Below are 21,444 nucleotides of genomic sequence, written 5' to 3'. Positions count from 1 at the left end.
TCACCCAGCGATTTTAGTGCGCCGCCTTCTGCCCGTCCGGCACAAGCTCGGGCAAGGCGCGCTGTTGCAGCACCACCAGCGCGATACCGCCCAGAATGGCGCTTGATGCCAACGCCAGGCGCATCGTCAGCGGCTCGCCCAGAAAGGCGATGCCGCCGATCGCGGCCAGCACCGGAACGCTTAGCTGCACGCTGGCCGCGCTCGTGGCTTTCAGCGCGGGCAGGGCGCTGTACCAGACCGCGTAGCCGATGCCCGAGGTCAATGCACCCGACGCCACCGCCAGCCAGAAACCCGCCGCGTCCAGCGACGCGCCCCGGGACAGCAGCATGACCAGGCCCAGCCCCACCGCCAGCGGCGCCGCCCGCAAAAAGTTGCCAGCGGTCACCCGCGTCGGGTCGCCCGCGCCCTTGCCGCGCAGCGAATAGATTCCCCATGACATGCCGGCCAGCAGCATCAGCACCGAACCGGCCAGCGGCGGTGCGGACACGCCGGGCAGCAGCAGGCCGGCCAGCCCGCCAAAGGCCAGTGCCAATCCAGTGATTTGCAAGGGCCGCAGTCGTTCACCCGACCAGATGCCGTAGCCGATCATCAGGGCCTGGACCGCGCCGAACAGCAGCAGCGCACCGGTTCCTGTGGGCAGGCTGACGTAGGCAAATGAAAAGCAGGCGGCATACGAAAACAGTGCCAGGGCCGACAGCCAGTTGCCCTTGCCCGCCTGCGCGCCGCGCGTGCTGCGCGTGCTGCGCACCACCGCCCAGAGCACCAGCGCGCCGGACACCAGACGGATGGCGGTGAACGACGCGGCATCGATGCCGGTTTCTTTCAGCGCCATCCGGCAGAGCAATGAATTGCCGGCAAAGGCGGCCATGGCCCCTGCGGTGAGGAAAAGGATGCGTGATGGGGTCATGTCACTGCACCTCCTGGCAGGGAGGGTTCGCAAAAAGGCCAGTGCCGGGCGCCGGACCGTGCGCAGGAAGAGCCAGCGTGTCCTGCCAGGCGTTCACCCAGCGGGCCAGCGCATCGGCCACCGGGCCAGTCTGCGCCTTCAGCCCCAGCACGACAGCCGCCCGGTTCAGCGCTGCGAGCGGGTCCCGGGTGTCTAGCGCCTGCGCGCCATTTTGTTTCGACAATTTTTCGCCGTTCGCACCCAGCACCAGCGGCGTGTGCAGGTAGCGCGGCACAGCCAGGCCCAACGCGCCCTGCAGCAGGATTTGCCGTGCCGTGTTGTCGGCCAGGTCGGCGCCGCGCACCACATCGGTGATGCCTTGCACGGCGTCATCGACCACCACGGCCAGCTGGTAGGCCCACAGGCCATCGGCGCGCCTGAGCACGAAATCGCCCACCTCGCGGCTCACATTCTGGCCTTGCCAGCCGAGCCGCCGGTCGTGCCAGCGCACGTGCGCTTCAACCGACTTGCTGGCAGGGTTGACTATGAAATCAATAGCTGCTTGCGCTTTTCCTGCCTGCGCAAGAGCGGGTTTTGATTCATTTTTATCAACCTGCAAGCGCCAGGCGCGCGCAGGCCGTCCGTCAAGGCCTGGCCGGCAGGTGCCCGGATAGACCAGTTCGCCATGCCGCTGCCTGGAATGTCCCGAAGCGGCCAGCGCGCGGGCAATGTCCAGCCGTGTGCAGCCGCAGGGATAGGCTTTGGCGCCTTGCACGAGCCGATCGAGTGCCTGCTGATACAGCGCGCCACGCTGCGACTGGTGAACCGGCGGCGCGTCGGGCACCAGCCCGCAGGCGGCCAGTTGAGACAGGATGGCCAGGTCGGCGCCGGGCAGGCAGCGCGGCGTGTCGACGTCTTCGATGCGCACCAGCCATTGCCCGCTGCGTGCGCGCGCGTCCAGCCAGCTGGCCAGCGCGGCAACCAGTGAACCGGCGTGCAGCGGTCCGGTCGGCGAGGGGGCGAAGCGGCCAATGTATTTGACCCCCACGCTCCCCACTGCGTGTGGTTCGCTGCCCCCCGAGGGGGCCGCTGCGCCTGTGGCCCGAGAATGTTGCCCCCACGGTCGCTCACTGCGTGTAGCTTCCTGCCCCCCGTAGGGGGCTGCTGCGCCTGCGGACTGGCAAAGCCAGATCCGTGGCCCCTGCTGGGTTGGAGAGGATGCCGCTACGCTCGTCGCGCCCGCCTGCGCCGCATTACAGCCGCCCGCTTCGCATAACTCTTTGTCTTGGTGAGCGGCTGAGTTTTCGGCCTCGCAAAACTGGTTCCACGGTGCCTGCTGGGTGGTAAGAAATGCCTCCACGCTGGTCGCTTCGTTCGCGGCTCCGGTCGGCATCGCCTCAACCTGTCAAAGAATCGCCAGTGCCATTTCCAGTCCGGACACGAAGCCGTCCTCGACCCGGTGGCCCAGGCACCAGTCGCCGCAGGCGCCGATGCGCGATTCGGCATCCCACGCATGCGTCTTGCCGAGCGGCTTGGTGGTCTGGGCATAGCGCCAGCGGTGCACTGACGCGTAGGGGGGCTCGGCGCGGATGCCGGTCACTTCGGTGAACGCCTTGAGCAGCTTGGCCTTGACGCGCTCGGCGTCGTCTTCGAGGTGGCGCTGCGACCACGCGGGGCTGGCCTGTACCGTCCAGCGTTCGATAGGGCCGCGCCCGGGCTTGGACGACTCGCGCGCCAGCCAGGCAATCCGGTGGTGGGTGCTGCGGGCCACGTTCCACTGCGGGCCCAGGCTTTGCAGCGTGGGCTGCTGCGCCTGTGGAAACGCCACCATCAGCGTCCAGCAGGGTGCCACGTTCACGCCTGCCACGTCGGCCAGCAGCGGCGCGGCCTGTTCCGAATCGCGCAGCAGGGCATGCGCTTGCGGTGCGGGAATCGCCAGCACCACGGCATCAAAGCCGGAATGCACGCCGGCGCCCGGGCCATCGGTCTGCAACTGCCAGCGCTTGGGGTCTAGCTTGTCTTCCTCGATATAGACCACGCGCGTGTCCAGCACCAGCTGGCCAGCATCTGCCAAAGGCTGGGCCCACTGGCGCACCAGCGCATTCATGCCCGGCTTGGCCACCCAGTGGGCTTCCTTGGCGGGCAGCGACGCCGCCACGACGCGTCCCAGGTCGTCCAGCACTTGCACGCTGTTGGCGCTCCAGGGCCGCACCAGCCCGGAAGCAGTGGCCAGGGCTTTTTCGAAGCGTTCGTCGCGCACGGTGAAATACTGCGCGCCATGGTCAAAACCGCCAAATTCGGTGGTCCGGGTGGACATGCGCCCGCCGGCGCCCTTGCTTTTTTCAAAGACTGTGACGCGGTGCCCGGCCTGGACCAGCGTTCGCGCGCAGGTGACGCCGGCAATGCCGGCACCCACGACGGCGATGTGACGCTGTACGGCAGGTTCAAAGAAAGCAGCGGTGAAGGGTTTGTTTGTCATGACTTTTTTACTTTTTCTGAGGTGAAGGAAAAGGTCGGGAAGAAATGGCATCGTGACGAAAAGTCAGGCATCAGCCAATGCCATGCGCACACTCTACACCGCAGCCGGTGCTTGGCGCCCGCCGGCACGGATTTATAGTGGGTGGGCGGGCTCCAGCAGCGCCTTGCGGGTGGCCGGATGGCCGAGCTGCTGCAGCCACCATTGCAGCGCCCGCCCTTCGGCGCCGGGCGTTGCGCAGCGCCAGGCGTAGCGCATCGGAATCATCCGCGTGGCGCGCTGCATCTGTTTTTTGACCAGGCGTCCGGCTTGAATGTGCGGCCGCGCCAGGTATTCCGGCAAAAAGCCGCCGCCCAGTCCGCGCAACTGCGCAGCGAGCTTTTCGGGCATGCCCGGAACGGTGAAAACGTCTTGCCCGCCCAGCAACCCGCTGGTCACGCCGCTGCCCTGCCTGACCGAATCGGCGACCACCACGGCGCGGTGAAGCAACAGCTGCGCGTCAGGCACCGGCTCGGCGGCCTGCGCCAGCGGATGGTGCGGCGCGACGGCATAGACGAAGTGAAGGGTGCCCAGCGGCCGGCTTTGCACCGACAGGTTGGGCGCCGGTTCCACCGCCACGCCAATGGCCAGGTCGGCCTGGCCCGAGGTCAACGCTTCGAGCGTTCCCGACAGCGCTTCCTCTCGGATCTTCAGGCGCGTCGGCGGATTCAAGGCAAGAAAGGCTTCGCACAGTTCGAGCACAGTGGTGCGCGAAACCACGCTGTCCACCGCCAGCGTGAGTTGTGGCTCCCAGCCCGTGGCCACGCGCTTGACGCGGTTGGCAATGGCGTCGAGCTCGAGCAGCAGGCGGTTGCCTTCACGCAGCAGTTCCTGGCCCGCCACGGTCAGCCTGGCCTGGCGCGTCGAGCGGTCAAACAGCAGCACGTCGAGCGCGTCCTCGACCTGCCGGATGCGGTAGGTCAGGGCGCTGGGCACCACGCCCAGCGCGCGTGCGGCGGCCGCCATGCTGCCTGTGCGGTGGATGGTGTCGATCAGACGGATGACTTCGGGCGTCAGCGCGTCGCGCACAAGATTTTGGGGCGCCAGCATGAAAATCCTTCAAAATATTTGAATGATGCCAGCAAACCGGCGCAACGATGCAAGCGCTGGCGGCACCTAAAGTCAAGGCATTGCAACGCACCTTGAAAGGCGCACCTCATGATGACATTACGGCCCTCGGGCGAACGCGGCTATGCCGACCACGGCTGGCTCAAGTCCTTCCATTCCTTCTCATTCGCCGGCTACCACGACCCGGCGCACATGGGCTTTGGCAACCTGCGCGTCATCAATGAAGACCGCGTGGCCGCCGGCCGGGGCTTTGGCACGCACAGCCACCAGAACATGGAAATCATCAGCTACGTGCTGAGCGGCGAGCTGGCGCACAAGGACAGCCTGGGCAACGTCAAGGGCATTCCGCCCGGCGACGTGCAGCGCATGAGTGCGGGCACCGGCGTGCAGCACAGCGAGTTCAACCATGCCGAGGGCCAGACCACCCATTTCCTGCAGATCTGGATCGAGCCCAACGTCACCGGCATTGCGCCCGGCTACGAGCAGAAAACCTTTGCCGAACTGGACAAGCGTGGCGCGCTGCGGCTGGTGGCCTCGCCCGAGGGTGCGCAGGGCTCGGTGCTGATCCATGCGGATGCCCGGCTGCATGCCGGCCTGTTCGATGGTGAGGAGTCGGCCGTGCTGGCGCTGGATCCCCAGCGCAAGGCCTATGTGCATCTGGTGCGCGGCCAGCTGGAGGTTAACGGGCAGGTGCTTCACGCCGGCGACGCCGCGCTGCTCCAGGCAGAAGACCGCCTGCGCCTGGCAAAAGGCCAGGCCGCCGAGGTGCTGGTGTTCGACCTGGCGCCCTGAAAGGCAAGGCGGATCACCGCCAGACGCGCAGCCGGCTTGCCCGGCGGCTTTTTTTGATTCATCATTGCATTCACTTTTTCAAGGATTCAACATGTTCGTTTCGCTTCAAAATCCCCTTTCGCTCATCGGCCGCATGCTGCTGGCACTGTTGTTCATTCCAGCCGGTTTCAGCAAGATCGGCGGTTTTGCCAAAACTGCAGACTACATTGCCTCCAAGGGCGTGCCGTTTCAAGAGCTGGCCGCCGCCGCCGCCATCGGTGTGGAACTGGGGCTGGGGCTGCTCCTGTTGATCGGCTGGCAGACGCGCTGGGCAGCGCTCGGCATCGCCTTTTTCACCGTTGTCATCACCTTCATCTTTCACAATTTCTGGGCCGTGCCCGCCGAGCAGGTCATGGCGCAGCAGCAGTCTTTCTTCAAGAACATCGCCGTGGTCGGCGGCTTGCTGACAGTGGCCGCCTGGGGCGCTGGCGCCTGGAGTGTTGACGGCAACCGGCGGGGTGCGTGATGGCCAGCGTCGCCGCTTCCAGCGACCCGGTCGTGGTCGTCATCTACCACTCCGGCTACGGCCACACCCAACGCATGGCGCAAGCCGTTGCGGCGGGGGCCGGTGCCGAACTCATTGCCATTGATGGCGAAGGCAACCTGCCGGCAGGCGGCTGGGAGGCGCTGGCTGCCGCCGATGCCATCATCATGGGCTCGCCGACCTACATGGGCAGCGTCAGCTGGCAGTTCAAGAAGTTTGCCGACGCGTCGTCCAAACCCTGGTACACCGAGTCCTGGAAGGACAAGCTGTTTGCCGGTTTCACCAACAGTGCGGCGCCCAACGGCGACAAGTCGTCCACGCTGATCTACCTGTTCACCCTGGCCATGCAGCACGGCGGCATCTGGATCAGCCAGGGCATCCTGCCCAGCAACAGCAAGGCCGCGCAGCGCAACGACCCGAACTTTCTCGGTTCTTACTCCGGCGCGATGGCGCATTCGCCTTCGGACGCCGGCGCTGGTGAAATGGCGCAGGGCGACCTGGAAACGGCGCGCAGTTTCGGCGAGCGTGTGGCGGCTGTGGCAGGCCGTTTTCACCGCTGATGTGCCGGTGCCGCGGCACCACAGCCCTTGTCAATTTTTCATAAGGAAACTGTATGACGATTGAACTCCTGCTTGACCGCAGCGCCACGCTGGCGCAGACGGTGCATGTCCGCAGCCACGAACTGGTGACCGACACCAGCAAGGCCGAAGGCGGCGACGACACCGGCCCCAGCCCGCATGACCTCTACGATGCCGCGCTGGGTGCCTGCAAGGCCTTGACGGTGATATGGTATGCCCGCAAGAAAGGCATTCCGGTCGATGACATCCAGACGCGGGTCGAGCGTGACGATGCGGACGAGCGCAAGGGCATTTACCGCCTGACCACCACCCTGAAGCTGCACGGCGCCTTGAGCGATGCACAACTCAAGGAACTTGAAGCGGTGGCCCGGAAATGCCCGGTCCACAAGCTCATGACCACGGTCACGACTGAAATTACCACCCGGATGGAGCGGCTGCCATGAGCATCAAGCTCACATTGATCGGACAGGGCAACGACCTGGGCGGAGGCTTTCTGGTCAGCCGCCTGTTGCCGGCGGCCAGCCGGCAATCGGTGACGGGCATCGCTTCATTTGGTGGAATTTTGTCTCCAGCCGCAAAGAGCGCATAGCCCAGGCCGGCGATGACTGGGCAGCCCAGCGCATGGGCCAGGTCGCCGGCGACGAAGAATTCATTTCCCTGCCCGAGCGCAGGCCGTAGGGGCGGGACAGCCCCCCAACCTTTCCAACCGCGACCATGCCAACCCTCCCTGAAATATCCCCCACGCCAGCACAGCCCGAAATCCCGCCAGTGACGCCTGCCACCCCTGAAATAGCCCCTGCGCCTGCAGTGCCCGAAATGCCAGTTAAGCCCGACTATCCGGAAATTCCTTCAACACCAGACATGCCGGAAATACCGGCAACGCCTGAGACGCCCGTGATGCCGGAGATCCCCGGAACGCCGGAAATACGCGCGACGGATTTTCAGCCCTGAACGTCGCGCGCCAGCCGCACGCCGCTGAACTGCCATTGCGCGTCGGGCGGAAAAAAATTGCGGTAGCTGGCGCGAATATGGCTTTGCTGCGTGGCGCAGGAGCCGCCACGCAGCACGAACTGGTTGCACATGAACTTGCCGTTGTATTCGCCGACCAGCCCCTCCCACGGCTGGTAGCCCGGGTAGGGGTTGTAGTTGGACTGCGTCCATTCCCACACATCGCCGAACATCTGGGCCGGTGACGCCAGGCTGGCGTGCTGCTGCGGCAGCGGATGGTAGGCCCCGGTTTCCACAAAATTTCCCGACGTTGCGCTTGAAGCGGGCAGCCGGCGTGCGGCCAGTTCCCATTCAAACTCGGTCGGCAGCCGCGCCCCGGCCCAGCGCGCCAGCGCATCGGCTTCAAAATAACTGAGGTGGCAGGCGGGCGTGTTCGGGTCAACGTCCTGCAGCCCCTGCAGCGTGAAATGGCGGTAGTTGCCAGCGTCGTCTTCCTGCCAGTACAGCGGAAGCTGCCGCTGCCCGGCCTGCACCCAGTCCCATCCCATCGACAGCCAGAGTTCCGGCCGCTGGTAGCCGCCGTCCGCCATGAATTCGATCATTTCGCCGTTGGTGACCAGCCGGCTGGCCAGCTCGAACGGCGCCACATAGGCCGGATGGCGGGGGGTTTCATTGTCAAACGCAAATGCGCCGTCCAGAGCGGCGTCAAAGCCATGCGCGACCAGGCCGCCGTCATAGCCATGCCAGCGCACCGGCTGCGGCGCGGTGCTCGCCAGCGGCCAGCGCCTGGCATAAGCCGGGCGCTGCGGGTTGAACGACAGCGCATGCTGGATGTCGGACAAGAGCAGTTCCTGGTGCTGCTGCTCGTGCTGCAGGCCCAGGCGTATGAGCTGCGCCAGTTCCGCGTGGTCGGCATCACCGGCCCTGGACACGACGTCCTGCACGCGCGCATCGACCTGCGCCCGGTATGCCAGCACTTCGTCCAGCGACGGCCGGCTGATCAAGCCGCGCTGCGGGCGTGGGTATTTGTCGCCCACGCCGTTGTAATAGCTGTTGAACAGGACGCGAAAGCCAGCGTCAAAGGGCTTGAAATCCGGCTCGAAGCGTTCCAGCACGAAAGTTTCAAAAAACCAGGTCAGGTGGGCCAGGTGCCATTTGGCCGGGCTGGCGTCGGGCATGGACTGCAGCTGGCAGTCCTCGGCACTCAGCGGCTTGACCAGTTGCACGGTTTGGGCGCGAACGTGCTCGAAGCGCAGTGCCAGCGGCGCTGACGCTGCGGCGATGGGGCGTGCAGTTTGAAAGGAAGGCATGGTGGGTTCCGTCAGGTTCGGGCTGCCAAGCATCCCACGGTGTGTGCGGTGTGGCTGTCAGACGATGCCTCAATATCGACGCGGGGGTTGAGTGCTGAATCCACTCCGCGCCTGTCGTCAAAGACAAAGCATTCGCCGTCAAAATGTGCCGGGCCACATTCCTCAAAGTATTTGAGGATGCCGCCGTCGAGCTGGTAAACATGCTCAATGCCGGCTTCGCGCAGGTAAATCGCCGCTTTCTCGCAGCGGATGCCGCCGGTGCAAAAGCTCACGATGGTCTTGCCGGCCAGCGCGTCGCTGTGGTCCTGCACCGCCTGCGGGAATTCGGTGAATTTGGCCAGGCGCCAGTCGATGGCCTGCCGGAAAGTGCCCGCCTCGACTTCATAGGTGTTGCGCGTATCCAGCATCGCCACCGGCCGTCCGTGATCATCCTGGCCCTGGTCCAGCCAGCGCCTGAGCGTGGGCGCGTCCACCGCTGGCGCGCGGCCTGCTGCGGGCTGGATGGCCGGATGGTTCATGCGGATGATTTCCGGTTTGACCTTGACCAGCAGCTTGCCGAAAGGCTGGGCCGCCGACCAGCTTTGCTTGATGTCAAGGTCCTGGAAACGCGCATCCCGTTGCAGCCATGCCAAAAAATCATGAATGGCGGTGCTGTCGGCAGCCAGGAAAAGATTGATGCCTTCTTTGGCCAGGAGCACGGTTCCCTTGATGTGGCGCGCCGCCAGCGCCTGCGCGATCGCGTCCTTCAGTTCGGGCAAGCGGTCCAGCGCCACAAAACGGTAGGCAGCAATATTCAGAATTTTCATGATGCGCAATTGTAGGCAGGCGCTCCGGCGCATGGCCCGGGCGCGCTGGCAGGGCGGCGGCAACCGGGCCGCATCCCCAGACCTAAAATGAACCGCATGTTTGTCCATCTAAGAATCCACACCGAGTTTTCAGTCGTTGACGGTACCAACCGCATCGATGAAATTGTTGAAGCCGCCGCCGCCGACCAGCAACCCGCGCTGGCCATCACCGACCTGAGCAACCTGTTTGGCACGGTCAAGTTTTACAAGGAAGGGCGCAAGGTGGGTGTCAAACCGCTGATCGGCGCCGACATCTGGCTCGAATCGCCCGGCAAGGAAGCCAGCGCGCCGGCGTCGCGCCTCTTGCTGCTGGTCCAGGACAACCAGGGCTACCTCAACCTGTGCGAGCTGATCACCCGCGCGTGGACCCAAAATGTGGTGCGCGACCAGGCGGTCGTCAAGCTGCAGTGGTTGCAGGAACTCAATGAAGGCCTGATCGCGCTGTCGGGCGCGCAGCGCGGCGCCGTGGGCCAGGCCTTGGTGCAGGGCGATAGCGCCCGGGCCGCTGAATGCGCGTTGCACCTGTCCAACATGTTTGTGCAGCGCTTTTACCTGGAGCTGCAGCGCTCTGGGCATGCCGACGACGAACGCCATGTCAGGGCCGCGGTGCAGCTGGCGGCGCAACTGACGCTTCCGGTGGTGGCCACGCACCCGGTCCAGTTTTTGACCTACGACGACTACGAGGCGCATGAAGCGCGGGTCTGCATTTCGGAAGGCGAGATCCTGGGCAATGCGCGCCGGGTGCGCAAGTTCACCCGCGAGCAGTATTTCAAGTCAGCGGCGCAGATGGAGGCGCTGTTTGCCGATGTGCCGTCGGCGCTGGCCAACACCGTTGAAATTGCCAAGCGCTGCAACCTGACACTGGAGCTGGGCAAGCCGATGCTGCCCGAATTCCCGACGCCCGAGGTCAATGGCGCCCGCATGCTGCCTGAAGACTATTTTCGGCACACGTCCTTCGAGGGGCTGGAAGAGCGGCTGCTGCACCTGTACCCGAGTCCGGCCGTTCGCGATGCCAAGCGGCCCGAATACGTGGCGCGGCTGGAGTTCGAGATCAACACCATCCTGAAGATGGGCTTCCCCGGCTACTTCCTGATCGTCGGCGACTTTATCCAGTGGGCCAAGGCCAACGGCTGCCCGGTGGGGCCGGGACGCGGTTCCGGTGCCGGCTCTCTGGTGGCCTATGCACTGAAAATTACCGATCTCGATCCGCTGCGCTACAACCTGCTGTTCGAGCGGTTTTTGAACCCTGAACGCGTCTCGATGCCCGACTTTGACATCGACTTTTGCCAGAGCAACCGCGACCGCGTCATTGACTACGTGAAGGACAAGTACGGCCACACCGCCGTCAGCCAGATCGTCACCTTTGGCACCATGGCAGCGCGCGCGGCGATTCGCGACGTGGGCCGGGTGCTGGACTTTCCCTACGGCTTTTGCGACGGCATTTCCAAGCTGATTCCCAACAAGCCCGGCCAGGCCGTCACGCTGCAGCTGGTGCCGGCCGACCGCAAGAAAAACGACAAGATGGTCTATGCGCTGGAAGCCGAGCCGGTGCTGGCTGAGCGCGAAGCCAAGGAAGAAGACGTTCGCACCTTGCTGGAACTGGCGCGCAAGCTCGAAGGCCTGACGCGCAACGTCGGCATGCATGCCGGCGGCGTGCTGATCGCGCCGGGCAAGCTGACCGACTTTTGCCCGCTCTACCTGCAGCCGGGCAGCACATCGGCGGTCAGCCAGTTCGACAAGAACGACGTGGAGGCGATCGGCCTCGTTAAGTTCGACTTTTTGGGGCTGGCGACGTTGACCATCCTGGAAATTGCGCGCGAATTCATCATCGCCCGCTACCCGGCGCAAAAAGACTTCAAGTTTGAAGACCTGCCGCTCGACGATGCGCGCGTGTACCGGCTGTTTGCCGACGGCAAGACCGAAGCCGTGTTCCAGTTTGAAAGTATCGGCATGCAGCGCATGCTGAAAGACGCGCGGCCCGACCGGCTCGAAGACCTGATCGCGATGAACGCGCTCTACCGTCCCGGCCCGATGGACCTGATTCCGACCTACATTGCCCGCAAGCAGGGCAAGGAAGTGCCCGAATACCCGGACCCGCGCGTCAAGCCGATGCTGGAGGAAACCTACGGCATCATGGTGTACCAGGAGCAGGTGATGCAGACCGCGCAGATCCTGGGCGGCTATTCGCTGGGCGGCGCCGACATGCTGCGCCGCGCGATGGGCAAGAAGGACGAAAAGGAGATGGCCCAGCACCGGGAAATCTTCCGCAAGGGCGCCGGCATCAATGGCCTGGGCGAGGAAAAGGCCGACGAGGTGTTCGACCTGATGGAAAAGTTCGCGGGCTACGGCTTTAACAAGTCGCACTCCGCCGCCTACGCGCTGCTGGCCTACCACACCGCCTGGCTCAAGGTGCATTTCCCGGCCGAGTTCTTTGCGGCCAACATGACCGTTGAAATGGACGACACCGACAAGCTGAAAATCCTGTTTGGCGACGCGCACGAGATGGGGCTGACGTTCGAGGTGCCCGACATCAACCAGGGCGACTACCGCTTCGAGCCAATCACCGCCAGGTCGGTGCGCTACGGCCTGGGCGCGATCAAGGGCACTGGCCAGCAGGCCATTGCCGCCATCGTCGCCGCCCGCAAGGAAGGCGGCCCGTTCACCTCGCTGTTTGACTTTTGCTTGCGCGTGGACCGCAGCAAGATGAACAAGCGCACGGTGGAAGCGCTGATCAAGGGCGGCGCCTTTGACAAGCTGCACCTGAACCGCGCCGAGCTGATGGCGTCCGTCGAGCGCGCCTTTGATTTCTCCGCCGCCACGCAGGCCAACGCCAACCAGGGCGGGCTGTTCGACATGTCCGACTCGCATGCGTCCAGCACGCAGGAGCCGGAACTGGTCGAGGCGCCGATGTTTGGCGTCAAGGCGCGGCTGGTGCTGGAGAAAACCGCCATCGGCTTTTACCTGTCGGGCCACCTGTTCGACGAGGTGGAGCCTGAAGTGCGGCAGTTCGCCAAGCGAAAGATCGACGACCTGATCGACTCGCGCGACTCGCAATTGCTGGCCGGCATCGTCACCGACCTGCGCATCATCAACGGCAACCGTGGCAAGCTGATCATCTTCAAGCTGGATGACAAGACCGATGTGCTGGAAGCCTCGGTGGACGAGGCGACCTACAACGCCAACCGCCATTTGCTGAAGGAAGACGAACTGGTGGTCGTGCAGGGCACGCTGCAGGGCGCGTCCGAGCGCTTTGGCCGGCGCTTCAAGCTCACGCAGGTCTGGGACCTGGAATCGGCGCGCTGCCGTTTCGGCAAGTTCCTGCGCGTCGCCGTCAACGGCACGGCGCCGGACATCTTCAGGCTGGTCCGGGACTTTCCGCCGCGCCCGAGCGGCCTGGCCGATGTGTCAGAGCCGCTGCGTGGCCTGCCGGTGCGGCTGAGCCTGCGCCGCCAGGGTGCGACGGCTGAGCTGCAGCTGGGCGATGCCGCCCGGTTTTTCCCGACCGACGCGGCGCTGGCCAGCTGGACGGCGCAGGCCGACAACGGCCTGGCACGCATCGTTTATGAATGAAATAGTGCTTTTGTGCACGATATACGGGCGCTATCAGCTATCTATTTGATAGTGATGACCCGTCCGGCCTAGTTGGGCCGGAATTCGATGATCATGGGTGTCGGCACCCGGCCATCGACATCGCGCGGCAGCGAGCCGGTGCGAACGATGGCCTTGAGCACGGCATCATCCCAGGCCTTGTTGCCACTGGATTTGCTCAATTTCTGGCTCATGATGGTGCCGTCCGCGGTCGTGGCGACCGTGACTTCTGCCACAGGGTTGCCAGGGATGTCGTCGTTGAACACCACATTCGGCAGGACCCGCGCCCTGACCTTGCCGGCGTAACCCGCCGAAGGACCGCTGGCTTTGGCAGCGCCCGCGCCAGACGGCCCGTCGGAATTTCCCGCACCGGCCATGTCCATGATGCGTTTCTGAATGGCCGCCTGGCGGGCTTTTTCCGCGCCAGCGGCAGCAGCGGCCTTTTGTTTCGCGGCCGCAGCGGCAGCGGCTGCCTCTTTCTGCTTTTCGGCATTGGCCTCAGCCGTGGCAGCGGCGGCAGCGGCCTTTTGTTTTTCAGCGGCTGCCTGCTTTTGTTTCTCTGCTGCTGCGGCGGCATTGGCGACGGCGGTGCGTTTCTCTTTTTCTTTTTCCTTGTCGATGGCCAGTTGTCGGGCTTCCTGCTTTTTTGCCTCGGCCTTTTCAGCCACTTCCCGGGCCTTGCGCTCTGCCAGTTCCTCCCGGGCTTGCTGTTCTTTTTCCTTCTTTCGCTCCAGTTCCCTGGCTTGCTTGGCCTGCAGTTCAGCCTCGCGTTTTTCCTGCAGCTTTTGCGACTTCAGCACTTCAGCCTCTTTTTGCTGCTGGAGCAGCTTGCGTTTCTTTTCTTTTTCCAACGCAATGTCCACATCCGGTAGCGGCGGCGTTTCCTTGACTTCGGGCGCTTTGGCCACGGGCGGAGCCGGGCGGGGCGGCGGCGCTGGCGTGGGTAGGACTGGCGGTGCTGGCTCGGGTGCGGGCGGTGGTGGCGGTGGGGACTGAATCTGCCGAGGTGCGGCGGGTTGCGGCACGCCAGACCAGAGTTCTGCTTCAAACGATGCCGCGTCGTCTGTGCGCTTCCAGTTCACGCCCCAGGTCAGCGCGGCAATCAGCAGGGCATGGACCAGCAACGCCAGCCCGAACGCGCGCGGCGAACCCTTGTCGCGCGGCGGGGCAAATTCAAGGCGGTCTGCGTTACTGGACATGGCTTTCTGGGGGAGGCTTGCGGTTGTGCGGGGTGAATTACTTGCTGGTTTGCACCGACAGTCCGACACGGCCCACACCGGCTTTTTGCAGCGTGTCCATGACCTGCACCACGGTTTCGTACTTGATCGACTTGTCGGCGCTGATCACCACCGGCACGGCCTCGGCGCCTTGTGCTTTCACGCCGGGCTCTCGACTGACGATATCGACCGCCACGCCGCGTACGGTGCTGGGCACCGTGTCGGTCTTGAAGCGGATCTGGACGCTTTCGTCTTTCTGGATGTCGATGCGCACCGGGCTCTGGGGCTGCTTGGACGCCTGGCCAACCTTGGGCAGGGCAATCATGCTCGGCGTGATCAGCGGCGCCGTCACCATGAAGATGATCAGCAGCACCAGCATCACGTCGATAAAGGGCACCATGTTGATTTCACTGATGGTGCGGCGCCCCCGGCCGCGTGAACTGACTGCTGGCATGGCGGTTTCCTTGGCGGGTTAGTGACCTGAAGGCGATTGCGCGCCCAAATTTCGCTGCAAAATATTCGAAAACTCTTCAATGAAGGTTTCCAGCCGGTTGGCGATGCGGTCGATGTCGTGCGCAAAGCGGTTGTAGGCCACCACGGCAGGAATCGCTGCGAACAGCGCAATCGCCGTGGCCACCAGCGCTTCGGCAATGCCGGGCGCCACAGTGGCCAGCGTCACCGATTCCATCGCCGCGAGTCCGGTAAAGGCGTGCATGATGCCCCAGACCGTGCCGAACAGGCCGACATAGGGCGACACCGAGCCGACGGTGGCCAGAAACGACAAATTCGCCTCGATCGCATCCATCTCGCGCTGGTAGCTGGCGCGCATGGCGCGCCGCGCGCCGTCGAGCAGCGTGCCGGCGTCGCTGATGTGGCGCTCGCGCAGCTTTTGGTATTCGCGCATGCCACTGGCAAAGATGCGTTCCATCGAACCCGAGGTCTTGGCGTTTTGTGCCGCGCCGGCAAACAGGTCGTTCAGGCTGGTGCCCGACCAGAAGCCCCGGTCAAACTCATCATTGAGTTGCTGGGCGCGCTTGAGCGCCACGATTTTGCGGAAAATCGCTGCCCAGCTGGCAATCGAAATGCCAATCAGCAGGGCGACGACGGCCTGGACAACCCAGCTGGCATGGAGGAGAAGGCTGACAATGGAAAGGTCTTGGTTCATGTTGAAGCTTTTTTTGTCATCAGTTTTTCAAGCGTTCCAGAATGGAAACAGGAATGCGCCGGGGTTGCAGGCTGGTGCCGTGGACCCAGCCGATGCGTATCGTACCTTCGCACAGCAAGGTTGCGGGCTGGCCGTCTACCTGCTCTGATTTTAATAGCGCCTGCTGCTTGAGGGTCATGGACGCGCGACCCATTTCATACAATCTGGCAGTCACCACCAGTTCATCGTCAAGGCGGGAAGGGCGGTGGTAGCGCAGCGTGGTGTCTGTCACCACAAACATGCATCCGCTGCTGTCTTTCAGGTTCTGCTGTTGAATACCGAGTGATCTGAGCCACTCGGTGCGCGAACGTTCAAAGAATTTCAGGTAATTGGCATAAAACACGATGCCGCCGGCATCGGTGTCTTCCCAGTAGACCCGGACAGGCCACTGGAATATGGCCCCCACGCTCCCCACTGCGTGTGGTTCGCTGCCCCCCGAGGGGGCCGCTGCGCCTGCGGCCCGGCAAAGCCGGTTCCGCGGCCCCTGCTGGTCCGGAGCGGGCGCATTCATGCTCGCCACTGCGTGTGGTTCGCTGCCCCCCGAGGGGGCTGCTGCGCCTGCAGTCCGGCAAAGCCGGTCCTGCGGCCCCTGCTGGTTTGGAGCGGGGGCATTCACGCGCGCCGCTTCGTGCGGCTTGCTGTTCGTGGAAGGCGCTATTTCGCCTGCGGACCCGCGAATGCTGGGTTGGCTCATCTGTTGGCTAGCCCAGGACGGACTCAAGCCGGGCCACGGCTTCTTTGAGTTGGTCCATTGAACTGGCCGTCGAAAACCGCACGAACTGCTCGGGCGCGGCATGGCCGAAATCCCTGCCTGGCGTGACGGCCAGGTGCGCGCGTTCCATCAATGCGAAAGCGAAATCCCAGCTGCCGGTCACGCCGAGCCGGGCCGCGGCTTCGGTGCAGTCGGCATACGCGTAGAACGCACCGTCGGGCATGACTGGCACGCGCAGGCCCAGGCGGTTGAGTTCGGGAATGAAGTAGTCGCGCCTGGCCTTGAATGCAGCCCGACGGCGTTCGTACTCGGCCAGACTTTCTGGCTCGAAGCAGGCCAGCGCGGCCTGCTGGGCGACCGTGCTGGCACAAATGAACAAGTTTTGCGCAATGCGCTCAATGACTGGCGCCAGCGCTTCGGGCACCACCAGCCAGCCCAGGCGCCAGCCGGTCATGTTGAAGTATTTGCTGAAACTGTTGATGCTGATCACGCTCTGGCCAAGTTCGCCGGGCAAGGCCAGTGCCGAATGGCCAAAGTGTTCCTCGTAGCTGAGCCCCAGGTAAATCTCGTCGATCAGTGTGATGCCGCCCCGGCTGTGAACAAATTCGTGAATGCTTTGGAGTTCTTCGGGCGCGATCGAGGTGCCGGTCGGGTTCGAGGGCGACGCCAGCAGCACGCCGCGCGTTTTGTCGTTCCAGGCGGCTTCGACCTTCTCGCGGGTCAGCTGGAAACGTTCGTCGGCCGTGGTGGGAATCAGCACCGACGTGCCTTCGGCGGCGCTGACAAAATGCCGGTTGCACGGATAGCTCGGGTCCGGCATCAGGATTTCATCGCCTGACTCGATCAAGGCCAGGCACGCAAGCTGCAACGCGGCCGATGCGCCCGCCGTGATGACGATGCGGCCGGGCGCCACGTCGGCACCAAAGCGCGACGCATACCAGCCGCTGATGCGCTCGCGCAAGGCGGGCAGGCCCATCGCCTGCGTATATTGCGTCTTGCCTTGTGCAATCGCACGGCTGGCCGCTTGCTGCACGAGCGGCGGCGCGGTGAAGTCAGGCTCGCCGATGTTCAGGAAAATCATCGGCGAGGCAGTATGGGCCACCTGCTGCGCCAGCGCACCGGCAGCCTTGGCCACCTCCATGACGTAGAAGGGCTCGATGCGGGCGGCCCGCTGGGAAATTTTCAAGACGGGGCTTTCAAAGAGGAGCAAAAGACAAGTTTTCAGGCCAGGCGCGCTTGGTCGGCCGCGACTTCTGCCGCGCGCAGCGAAGGCGCCATCTTGTGCAGCACGCCATTGACGTACTTGTGGCCGTCGGTGCCGCCAAACGCCTTGGTCAGCTCGATGCATTCGTTGATCACGACGCGGTAAGGCACGTCCAGGCAATGCGTGAATTCATAGGCGCCAATCCACAAAATGGCATGTTCCACCGGGGAAATCTCGGCCATTTTCCGGTCCAGCAAGGGAATGATGGCGGCGTCGAGCGTTGGTTCCGATTCAATGCAGCCATGCAGCAAGGCATCGAAATGGGCAGAATCGGCCTTGTGGAATCCGACCAGGTCGCGGGTGAAAGCATCAATCGAGTCGGCCGGGTTCTGTCCGACCAGGTGCTGGTACAGGCCCTGCAGCGCAAACTCGCGCGCCCGGGTTCGCGCCGATTTGTCAGCGGCCTTTTTCACCCCGGTATCGGTCAGGCCGGTGCGGGTTTGCGGTGGTCGTTTGGTTTTGATGAAGGGTTCAGCCATGAAGCTCCGTTGAAATTTTGTGGAAGGGATGTTCAGGCCAGCGCGTTGAGCAGATTCGCCATTTCAACCGCCACGCGTGCCGCATCGCGGCCTTTTTCTTCCTGACGCGCCTCGGCTTGCGCCAGGTTTTCGACCGTCAGGATCGCATTGGCAATCGGCAATTGGTAGTCCAGCGCCAGTCGCGTCACGGCCGAACCGCTTTCATTGGCGACCAGTTCGAAATGGTAGGTTTCGCCTCGAATGATGCAGCCCAGGGCAATCAGCGCGTCGAAGCTCTCGGTTTCTGCCAGCGCTTGCAGGGCGCAGGGCACTTCCAGCGCGCCGGGTACCTTGACATGCGTGATGTTGTTTTCTTTCACGCCCAGCGCTTCGAGTTCCTGAAGACAGGCTGCCGCCAGGATATTGGTGATGCCTTCGTTGAAGCGCGCCTGGACGATGCCAATCGAGAGTTTTTTGCCGTCGAGCTTTTCGCCCAGGCCTTTGTCTGCATTGAGCATGCTGCGCTTTCCTTAAACGGTTTCAGGCTGGGTCTGGGGCTTGCCGATGTAGCCCACAATCTCCAGGCCATAGCCATTCATGCTCGGCATGCGGCGCGGATTGCCCATCAGTTGCATTTTCTGCACACCGCATTCGCGCAGAATCTGCGCGCCCACACCGTAGGTGCGCAAGTCCATGCGGCCGCGCTCGGGCGCCTGGGCTGCGCGGGCCGTGCCTTCAAACTGCGCCATCAGCTGGGCCGCGCTTTCGCCGCAGTTCAGCAACACCACCACGCCCCGGCCTTCGGCCTCAATGTGCTTCAGGCTCTGGTCCAGGCTCCATGAATGCATGGTGCGACCGGTTTCGAGTAAGTCGAGCACCGACAGTGGCTCGTGCACGCGCACCGCCACGGTGTCGTCAGCGGCCCATTGCCCCTTGACCAGCGCCAGGTGCAGGTCGTGGCTGGTCTTGTCGCGGAAGGCGTAGGCGGAAAATTCGCCGCAGGCCGTCTTCAGGTTACGGCTACCGACCTTTTCCAGCAGCGATTCGGTGCGGCTGCGGTGTTCGATCAGGTCGGCTATCGTGCCAATCTTCAGGCCATGCGTGGCGGCGAACACCTGCAGGTCCGGCAGCCGGGCCATGGTGCCGTCGTCATTCATGATCTCGCAGATCACCCCTGCCGGCGAGCAGCCGGCCATAGCCGCCAGATCGCAACCCGCCTCGGTGTGGCCAGCGCGCATCAGCACGCCGCCATCGACGGCCTGCAGGGGGAATATGTGGCCAGGCTGGACCAGGTCGCTGAACGTCGCGCCAGGGGTCACGGCGGCCTGCACCGTGCGGGAACGGTCAGCGGCCGAAATGCCGGTGGTCACGCCTTCGGCCGCTTCGATCGACACCGTGAACGCCGTCGAATACTGCGCGCCGTTGCGCGTTGCCATGGGCGGAAGCTTCAGCAGTTCGCAGCGCTCGCGTGTCAGTGTCAGGCAAATCAGGCCGCGGCCAAACCGGGCCATGAAGTTGATGGCCTCAGGCGTCACATGGTCGGCGGCCAGCACCAGGTCGCCTTCGTTTTCGCGGTCTTCTTCATCAACCAGAATGACCATGCGGCCGGCACGCATGTCGGCAATGATGTCTTCAACAGGGGAAATCAAAGGGGTCATTTAGAGGGTTGCTTGTTTGAGGGGAGAGTCCTGCAGCATGCGCTCAACATAGCGCGCGATCAGGTCGATTTCCAGGTTGACCGGCGAGCCCTGGGTCAACTGGCCCAGCGCGGTATTTTCGACGGTATGGGGAATCAGGTTGATGCTGATCTCGCAGCCCGGCGCCTCTGGCGCATGGCCCGGCAGGTCCTGCACCCGGTTCACCGTCAGGCTCACGCCGTTGACGGTGATCGAGCCTTTATAGGCCAGGTACTTGCCCAGCGACTGCGGTGCACGGATGCGCAGCTCCCAGCTTTCACCCACCTGGGCGAAATACGTGACATGGCCGATGCCATCGACATGGCCCGACACGATATGGCCGCCGAGCCGGTCATGGGCGCGCAAGGCTTTTTCGAGGTTGATGACGCCCGGTTCCGCCAGGCCGCAGGTCTTGTCCAGCGATTCGGCGGAGATGTCGATGGTGAATTGGTGTTGGGCCGGGTCCAGCGTCGTGGCCGTCATGCACGCGCCGTTAAGCGCAATGCTGTCGCCCAAGCCCACATCATCGAGATAACCCGGAGGGGTCTCAATGGTAAGACGCAAGCCATGGAGTGTAGAGTTGCCTAGGCGATGGATGGCGATGATGCGCCCCATGCCGGTGATGATTCCGGTAAACATGCGGATATTTTCGCAGGGAAAAGAGGTGGAATGCCCGGGTGTGCCGTAAAGGCGTTGAAAAGGCTTGCGGATAGCCTTGGAACGCCTCGGCCTGGAAGACGCTTAGAACTGGTCGCGTCCAGCGACGCGAGCCACGATGCGCAAGTCTGCCCCCACCCTGTCAACGGACTGAAACTGCAGTGCAACCGCATCAGCCAGCGACTCCAAGGGACCAAACGCCGCCATGCCCTGACCTGGTCCAAGCAGCTTGGGCGCCAGGTAAAGCAAGAATTCATCGACCAGTCCTGCGCGGATCAGCGAGCCATTGAGCTTGCTGCCGGCCTCGACATGCAGCTCGTTGATTTCGCGGGCTCCCAAGTCTTTCATCATGGCCGCCAGATCGACTTTTCCGTTGGCGTCGGGCAGCATGACGACCGTGGCACCACGTGCTTCAAGCGCTGCCTTTTTTGCATCATTTGAAACTGCAGCGTAGATGATGCAGGTGCGATCAGCTATGAAAAGATGAGCATCCAGCGGCGTTTGCAGCCGGCTGTCCACCACCACAATGTGTGGCTGGCGGGGCGTGGCCACTTCGCGCACATCGAGGCGCGGGTTGTCTTCAAGCACGGTGCCGATGCCTGTCAGCACAGCGCAGGCGCGCGCGCGCCAGACGTGGCCGTCGGCCCGCGCTTCAGGCGAGGTGATCCACTGGCTCTGCCCGTTGGACAGCGCCGTCGTGCCATCCAGCGAAGCGGCCATTTTCAGGCGCACCCAGGGGGTTTTGCGGATCATACGGCTGAAAAAACCGATGTTCAGTTCGCGTGATTCCGCGGCTCCGGGGCCGACTTCGACTTCGATGCCGGCGGCGCGCAGGCGTGCAAAGCCCTGGCCACTTACCAGTGGATTGGGGTCGGCGATGGAGGCAACGACTTTTTTGATGCCTGCTGCAATGAGTGCATCGCAACAGGGACCGGTGCGGCCGTGGTGGGAGCAGGGTTCGAGGGTGACGTAGGCGGTGGCGCCTTCGACCGAATGGCCTTGAGCGGCCGCATCCCGAAGGGCCATGATTTCGGCATGCGGGCCGCCTGCGGCTTGGGTGTGGCCTCGGCCAAAAATTATGTCATCTGGACTAACCAGAAGACATCCCACAAGTGGGTTGGGCGAAGTGACGAGACGCGCACTCTGTGCCAAATTCAGAGCCAAGTAAATGGTGTTTTTATCAGAGGCAATTGCTGAATTCAT

22 protein-coding genes and 1 pseudogene are annotated in these 21,444 nt (G+C 63.6%); 7 read left to right on the top strand and 16 right to left on the bottom strand.

Translation table 11 applies throughout. The features are described from left to right. Positions 1-13: 13 nt before the first annotated feature. The 4 genes from IWX85_RS06470 to IWX85_RS06455 form a co-directional block, all read right to left on the bottom strand. The gene (locus tag IWX85_RS06470) at positions 14-907 is read right to left on the bottom strand and encodes a DMT family transporter (RefSeq protein ID WP_196869167.1); all 894 of its coding nucleotides are present in this window, start codon (positions 905-907) and stop codon (positions 14-16) included. 1 nt (position 908) lies between these two features. Then, entirely contained in the window at positions 909-1,934 is a 1,026-nt protein-coding gene (gene gluQRS, locus IWX85_RS06465) for a tRNA glutamyl-Q(34) synthetase GluQRS (RefSeq protein ID WP_196869166.1), read from the bottom strand. Positions 1,935-2,291: 357 nt separating this feature from the next. Further along, positions 2,292-3,365: an NAD(P)/FAD-dependent oxidoreductase gene (locus IWX85_RS06460; RefSeq protein WP_196869165.1), complete on the bottom strand. Its 1,074-nt coding sequence runs from the start codon at positions 3,363-3,365 to the stop codon at positions 2,292-2,294. Positions 3,366-3,497: 132 nt separating this feature from the next. After that, a complete protein-coding gene (locus IWX85_RS06455) occupies positions 3,498-4,451 on the bottom strand; it encodes a LysR family transcriptional regulator (protein WP_196869164.1) in 954 nt (317 codons plus the stop codon). Between the two features lie 108 nt (positions 4,452-4,559). Between IWX85_RS06455 and IWX85_RS06450 the strand changes: the two genes are divergently transcribed. The 6 genes and pseudogenes from IWX85_RS06450 to IWX85_RS06420 all read left to right on the top strand — a co-directional run bounded on the left by IWX85_RS06450 (position 4,560) and on the right by IWX85_RS06420 (position 7,313). Continuing rightward, entirely contained in the window at positions 4,560-5,261 is a 702-nt protein-coding gene (locus IWX85_RS06450; RefSeq protein ID WP_196869163.1) for a pirin family protein, read from the top strand. A gap of 91 nt (positions 5,262-5,352) precedes the next feature. Then, a complete protein-coding gene (locus tag IWX85_RS06445) occupies positions 5,353-5,766 on the top strand; it encodes a DoxX family protein (RefSeq protein ID WP_036810022.1) in 414 nt (137 codons plus the stop codon). Beyond that, a complete protein-coding gene (locus IWX85_RS06440; RefSeq protein ID WP_196869162.1) occupies positions 5,766-6,344 on the top strand; it encodes a flavodoxin family protein in 579 nt (192 codons plus the stop codon). The genes IWX85_RS06445 and IWX85_RS06440 overlap by 1 nt, the downstream gene beginning before the upstream one ends. Positions 6,345-6,397: 53 nt before the next feature. Beyond that, positions 6,398-6,805 (top strand): OsmC family protein, encoded by a 408-nt coding sequence (locus IWX85_RS06435; protein ID WP_196869161.1) that lies wholly within the window; start codon positions 6,398-6,400, stop codon positions 6,803-6,805. Positions 6,806-6,869: 64 nt separating this feature from the next. Continuing rightward, positions 6,870-7,040: pseudogene (locus IWX85_RS06425) on the top strand (pirin-like C-terminal cupin domain-containing protein); the annotation flags it as partial. Between the two features lie 36 nt (positions 7,041-7,076). Continuing rightward, positions 7,077-7,313 (top strand): hypothetical protein, encoded by a 237-nt coding sequence (locus tag IWX85_RS06420; protein WP_196869159.1) that lies wholly within the window; start codon positions 7,077-7,079, stop codon positions 7,311-7,313. On the opposite strand, the gene egtB is transcribed toward IWX85_RS06420, so the two are convergent. Next, positions 7,304-8,620, bottom strand: a complete 1,317-nt coding sequence (gene egtB, locus IWX85_RS06415; protein WP_196869158.1) for an ergothioneine biosynthesis protein EgtB — start codon at positions 8,618-8,620, stop codon at positions 7,304-7,306. The two genes, IWX85_RS06420 and egtB, sit on opposite strands and share 10 nt — an antisense overlap. 11 nt (positions 8,621-8,631) lie before the next feature. Beyond that, positions 8,632-9,426: a sulfurtransferase gene (locus IWX85_RS06410; RefSeq protein WP_051984313.1), complete on the bottom strand. Its 795-nt coding sequence runs from the start codon at positions 9,424-9,426 to the stop codon at positions 8,632-8,634. A gap of 96 nt (positions 9,427-9,522) precedes the next feature. Between IWX85_RS06410 and dnaE the strand changes: the two genes are divergently transcribed. Next, entirely contained in the window at positions 9,523-13,035 is a 3,513-nt protein-coding gene (dnaE, locus tag IWX85_RS06405) for a DNA polymerase III subunit alpha (RefSeq protein ID WP_196869157.1), read from the top strand. A 68-nt stretch (positions 13,036-13,103) separates the two neighbouring features. On the opposite strand, the gene tolA is transcribed toward dnaE, so the two are convergent. From tolA to ribD, 10 genes are all read right to left on the bottom strand, one after another. Then, the gene (tolA, locus tag IWX85_RS06400) at positions 13,104-14,252 is read right to left on the bottom strand and encodes a cell envelope integrity protein TolA (protein ID WP_036810032.1); all 1,149 of its coding nucleotides are present in this window, start codon (positions 14,250-14,252) and stop codon (positions 13,104-13,106) included. A 37-nt stretch (positions 14,253-14,289) separates the two neighbouring features. Continuing rightward, on the bottom strand, positions 14,290-14,724 hold the full coding sequence (locus IWX85_RS06395; protein ID WP_196869156.1) for a biopolymer transporter ExbD: 435 nt from the start codon (positions 14,722-14,724) through the stop codon (positions 14,290-14,292). Positions 14,725-14,742: 18 nt separating this feature from the next. Further along, entirely contained in the window at positions 14,743-15,435 is a 693-nt protein-coding gene (gene tolQ, locus IWX85_RS06390) for a protein TolQ (RefSeq protein WP_036810038.1), read from the bottom strand. 19 nt (positions 15,436-15,454) lie between these two features. Then, a complete protein-coding gene (gene ybgC / locus IWX85_RS06385) occupies positions 15,455-15,871 on the bottom strand; it encodes a tol-pal system-associated acyl-CoA thioesterase (RefSeq protein WP_370584231.1) in 417 nt (138 codons plus the stop codon). A 304-nt stretch (positions 15,872-16,175) separates the two neighbouring features. Beyond that, on the bottom strand, positions 16,176-17,372 hold the full coding sequence (locus IWX85_RS06380; protein ID WP_196869155.1) for a pyridoxal phosphate-dependent aminotransferase: 1,197 nt from the start codon (positions 17,370-17,372) through the stop codon (positions 16,176-16,178). A gap of 35 nt (positions 17,373-17,407) precedes the next feature. Further along, the gene (gene nusB / locus IWX85_RS06375; protein WP_196869154.1) at positions 17,408-17,929 is read right to left on the bottom strand and encodes a transcription antitermination factor NusB; all 522 of its coding nucleotides are present in this window, start codon (positions 17,927-17,929) and stop codon (positions 17,408-17,410) included. 32 nt (positions 17,930-17,961) lie between these two features. After that, positions 17,962-18,426: a 6,7-dimethyl-8-ribityllumazine synthase gene (ribH, locus tag IWX85_RS06370; RefSeq protein WP_196869153.1), complete on the bottom strand. Its 465-nt coding sequence runs from the start codon at positions 18,424-18,426 to the stop codon at positions 17,962-17,964. Between the two features lie 12 nt (positions 18,427-18,438). Beyond that, on the bottom strand, positions 18,439-19,566 hold the full coding sequence (gene ribBA / locus IWX85_RS06365; protein WP_196869152.1) for a bifunctional 3,4-dihydroxy-2-butanone-4-phosphate synthase/GTP cyclohydrolase II: 1,128 nt from the start codon (positions 19,564-19,566) through the stop codon (positions 18,439-18,441). Next, positions 19,567-20,223 (bottom strand): riboflavin synthase, encoded by a 657-nt coding sequence (locus tag IWX85_RS06360; RefSeq protein ID WP_196869151.1) that lies wholly within the window; start codon positions 20,221-20,223, stop codon positions 19,567-19,569. Positions 20,224-20,325: 102 nt separating this feature from the next. Beyond that, positions 20,326-21,444, bottom strand: a complete 1,119-nt coding sequence (gene ribD / locus IWX85_RS06355; RefSeq protein ID WP_196869150.1) for a bifunctional diaminohydroxyphosphoribosylaminopyrimidine deaminase/5-amino-6-(5-phosphoribosylamino)uracil reductase RibD — start codon at positions 21,442-21,444, stop codon at positions 20,326-20,328.

The organism is Polaromonas sp. CG_9.11 (genome assembly GCF_015752225.1).
Taxonomy (GTDB): Bacteria; Pseudomonadota; Gammaproteobacteria; order Burkholderiales; family Burkholderiaceae_C; genus Polaromonas.
Note: the sequence above shows the minus strand (reverse complement) of the source record. Positions and strands in the feature narration are given on the sequence as shown.

Excerpts from the sequence above, each read along its gene's own strand:
- IWX85_RS06470 (WP_196869167.1), bottom strand. The coding sequence starts at position 907 with ATGACCCCATCACGCATCCTTTTCCTCACCGCAGGGGCCATGGCCGCC.
- IWX85_RS06460 (WP_196869165.1), bottom strand. The coding sequence starts at position 3,365 with ATGACAAACAAACCCTTCACCGCTGCTTTCTTTGAACCTGCCGTACAG.
- IWX85_RS06455 (WP_196869164.1), bottom strand. The coding sequence starts at position 4,451 with ATGCTGGCGCCCCAAAATCTTGTGCGCGACGCGCTGACGCCCGAAGTC.
- IWX85_RS06450 (WP_196869163.1), top strand. The coding sequence starts at position 4,560 with ATGATGACATTACGGCCCTCGGGCGAACGCGGCTATGCCGACCACGGC.
- IWX85_RS06445 (WP_036810022.1), top strand. The coding sequence starts at position 5,353 with ATGTTCGTTTCGCTTCAAAATCCCCTTTCGCTCATCGGCCGCATGCTG.
- IWX85_RS06440 (WP_196869162.1), top strand. The coding sequence starts at position 5,766 with ATGGCCAGCGTCGCCGCTTCCAGCGACCCGGTCGTGGTCGTCATCTAC.
- IWX85_RS06435 (WP_196869161.1), top strand. The coding sequence starts at position 6,398 with ATGACGATTGAACTCCTGCTTGACCGCAGCGCCACGCTGGCGCAGACG.
- IWX85_RS06420 (WP_196869159.1), top strand. The coding sequence starts at position 7,077 with ATGCCAACCCTCCCTGAAATATCCCCCACGCCAGCACAGCCCGAAATC.
- egtB (WP_196869158.1), bottom strand. The coding sequence starts at position 8,620 with ATGCCTTCCTTTCAAACTGCACGCCCCATCGCCGCAGCGTCAGCGCCG.
- IWX85_RS06410 (WP_051984313.1), bottom strand. The coding sequence starts at position 9,426 with ATGAAAATTCTGAATATTGCTGCCTACCGTTTTGTGGCGCTGGACCGC.
- dnaE (WP_196869157.1), top strand. The coding sequence starts at position 9,523 with ATGTTTGTCCATCTAAGAATCCACACCGAGTTTTCAGTCGTTGACGGT.
- tolA (WP_036810032.1), bottom strand. The coding sequence starts at position 14,252 with ATGTCCAGTAACGCAGACCGCCTTGAATTTGCCCCGCCGCGCGACAAG.
- IWX85_RS06395 (WP_196869156.1), bottom strand. The coding sequence starts at position 14,724 with ATGCCAGCAGTCAGTTCACGCGGCCGGGGGCGCCGCACCATCAGTGAA.
- tolQ (WP_036810038.1), bottom strand. The coding sequence starts at position 15,435 with ATGAACCAAGACCTTTCCATTGTCAGCCTTCTCCTCCATGCCAGCTGG.
- nusB (WP_196869154.1), bottom strand. The coding sequence starts at position 17,929 with ATGGCTGAACCCTTCATCAAAACCAAACGACCACCGCAAACCCGCACC.
- ribH (WP_196869153.1), bottom strand. The coding sequence starts at position 18,426 with ATGCTCAATGCAGACAAAGGCCTGGGCGAAAAGCTCGACGGCAAAAAA.
- ribBA (WP_196869152.1), bottom strand. The coding sequence starts at position 19,566 with ATGACCCCTTTGATTTCCCCTGTTGAAGACATCATTGCCGACATGCGT.
- IWX85_RS06360 (WP_196869151.1), bottom strand. The coding sequence starts at position 20,223 with ATGTTTACCGGAATCATCACCGGCATGGGGCGCATCATCGCCATCCAT.
- ribD (WP_196869150.1), bottom strand. The coding sequence starts at position 21,444 with ATGAATTCAGCAATTGCCTCTGATAAAAACACCATTTACTTGGCTCTG.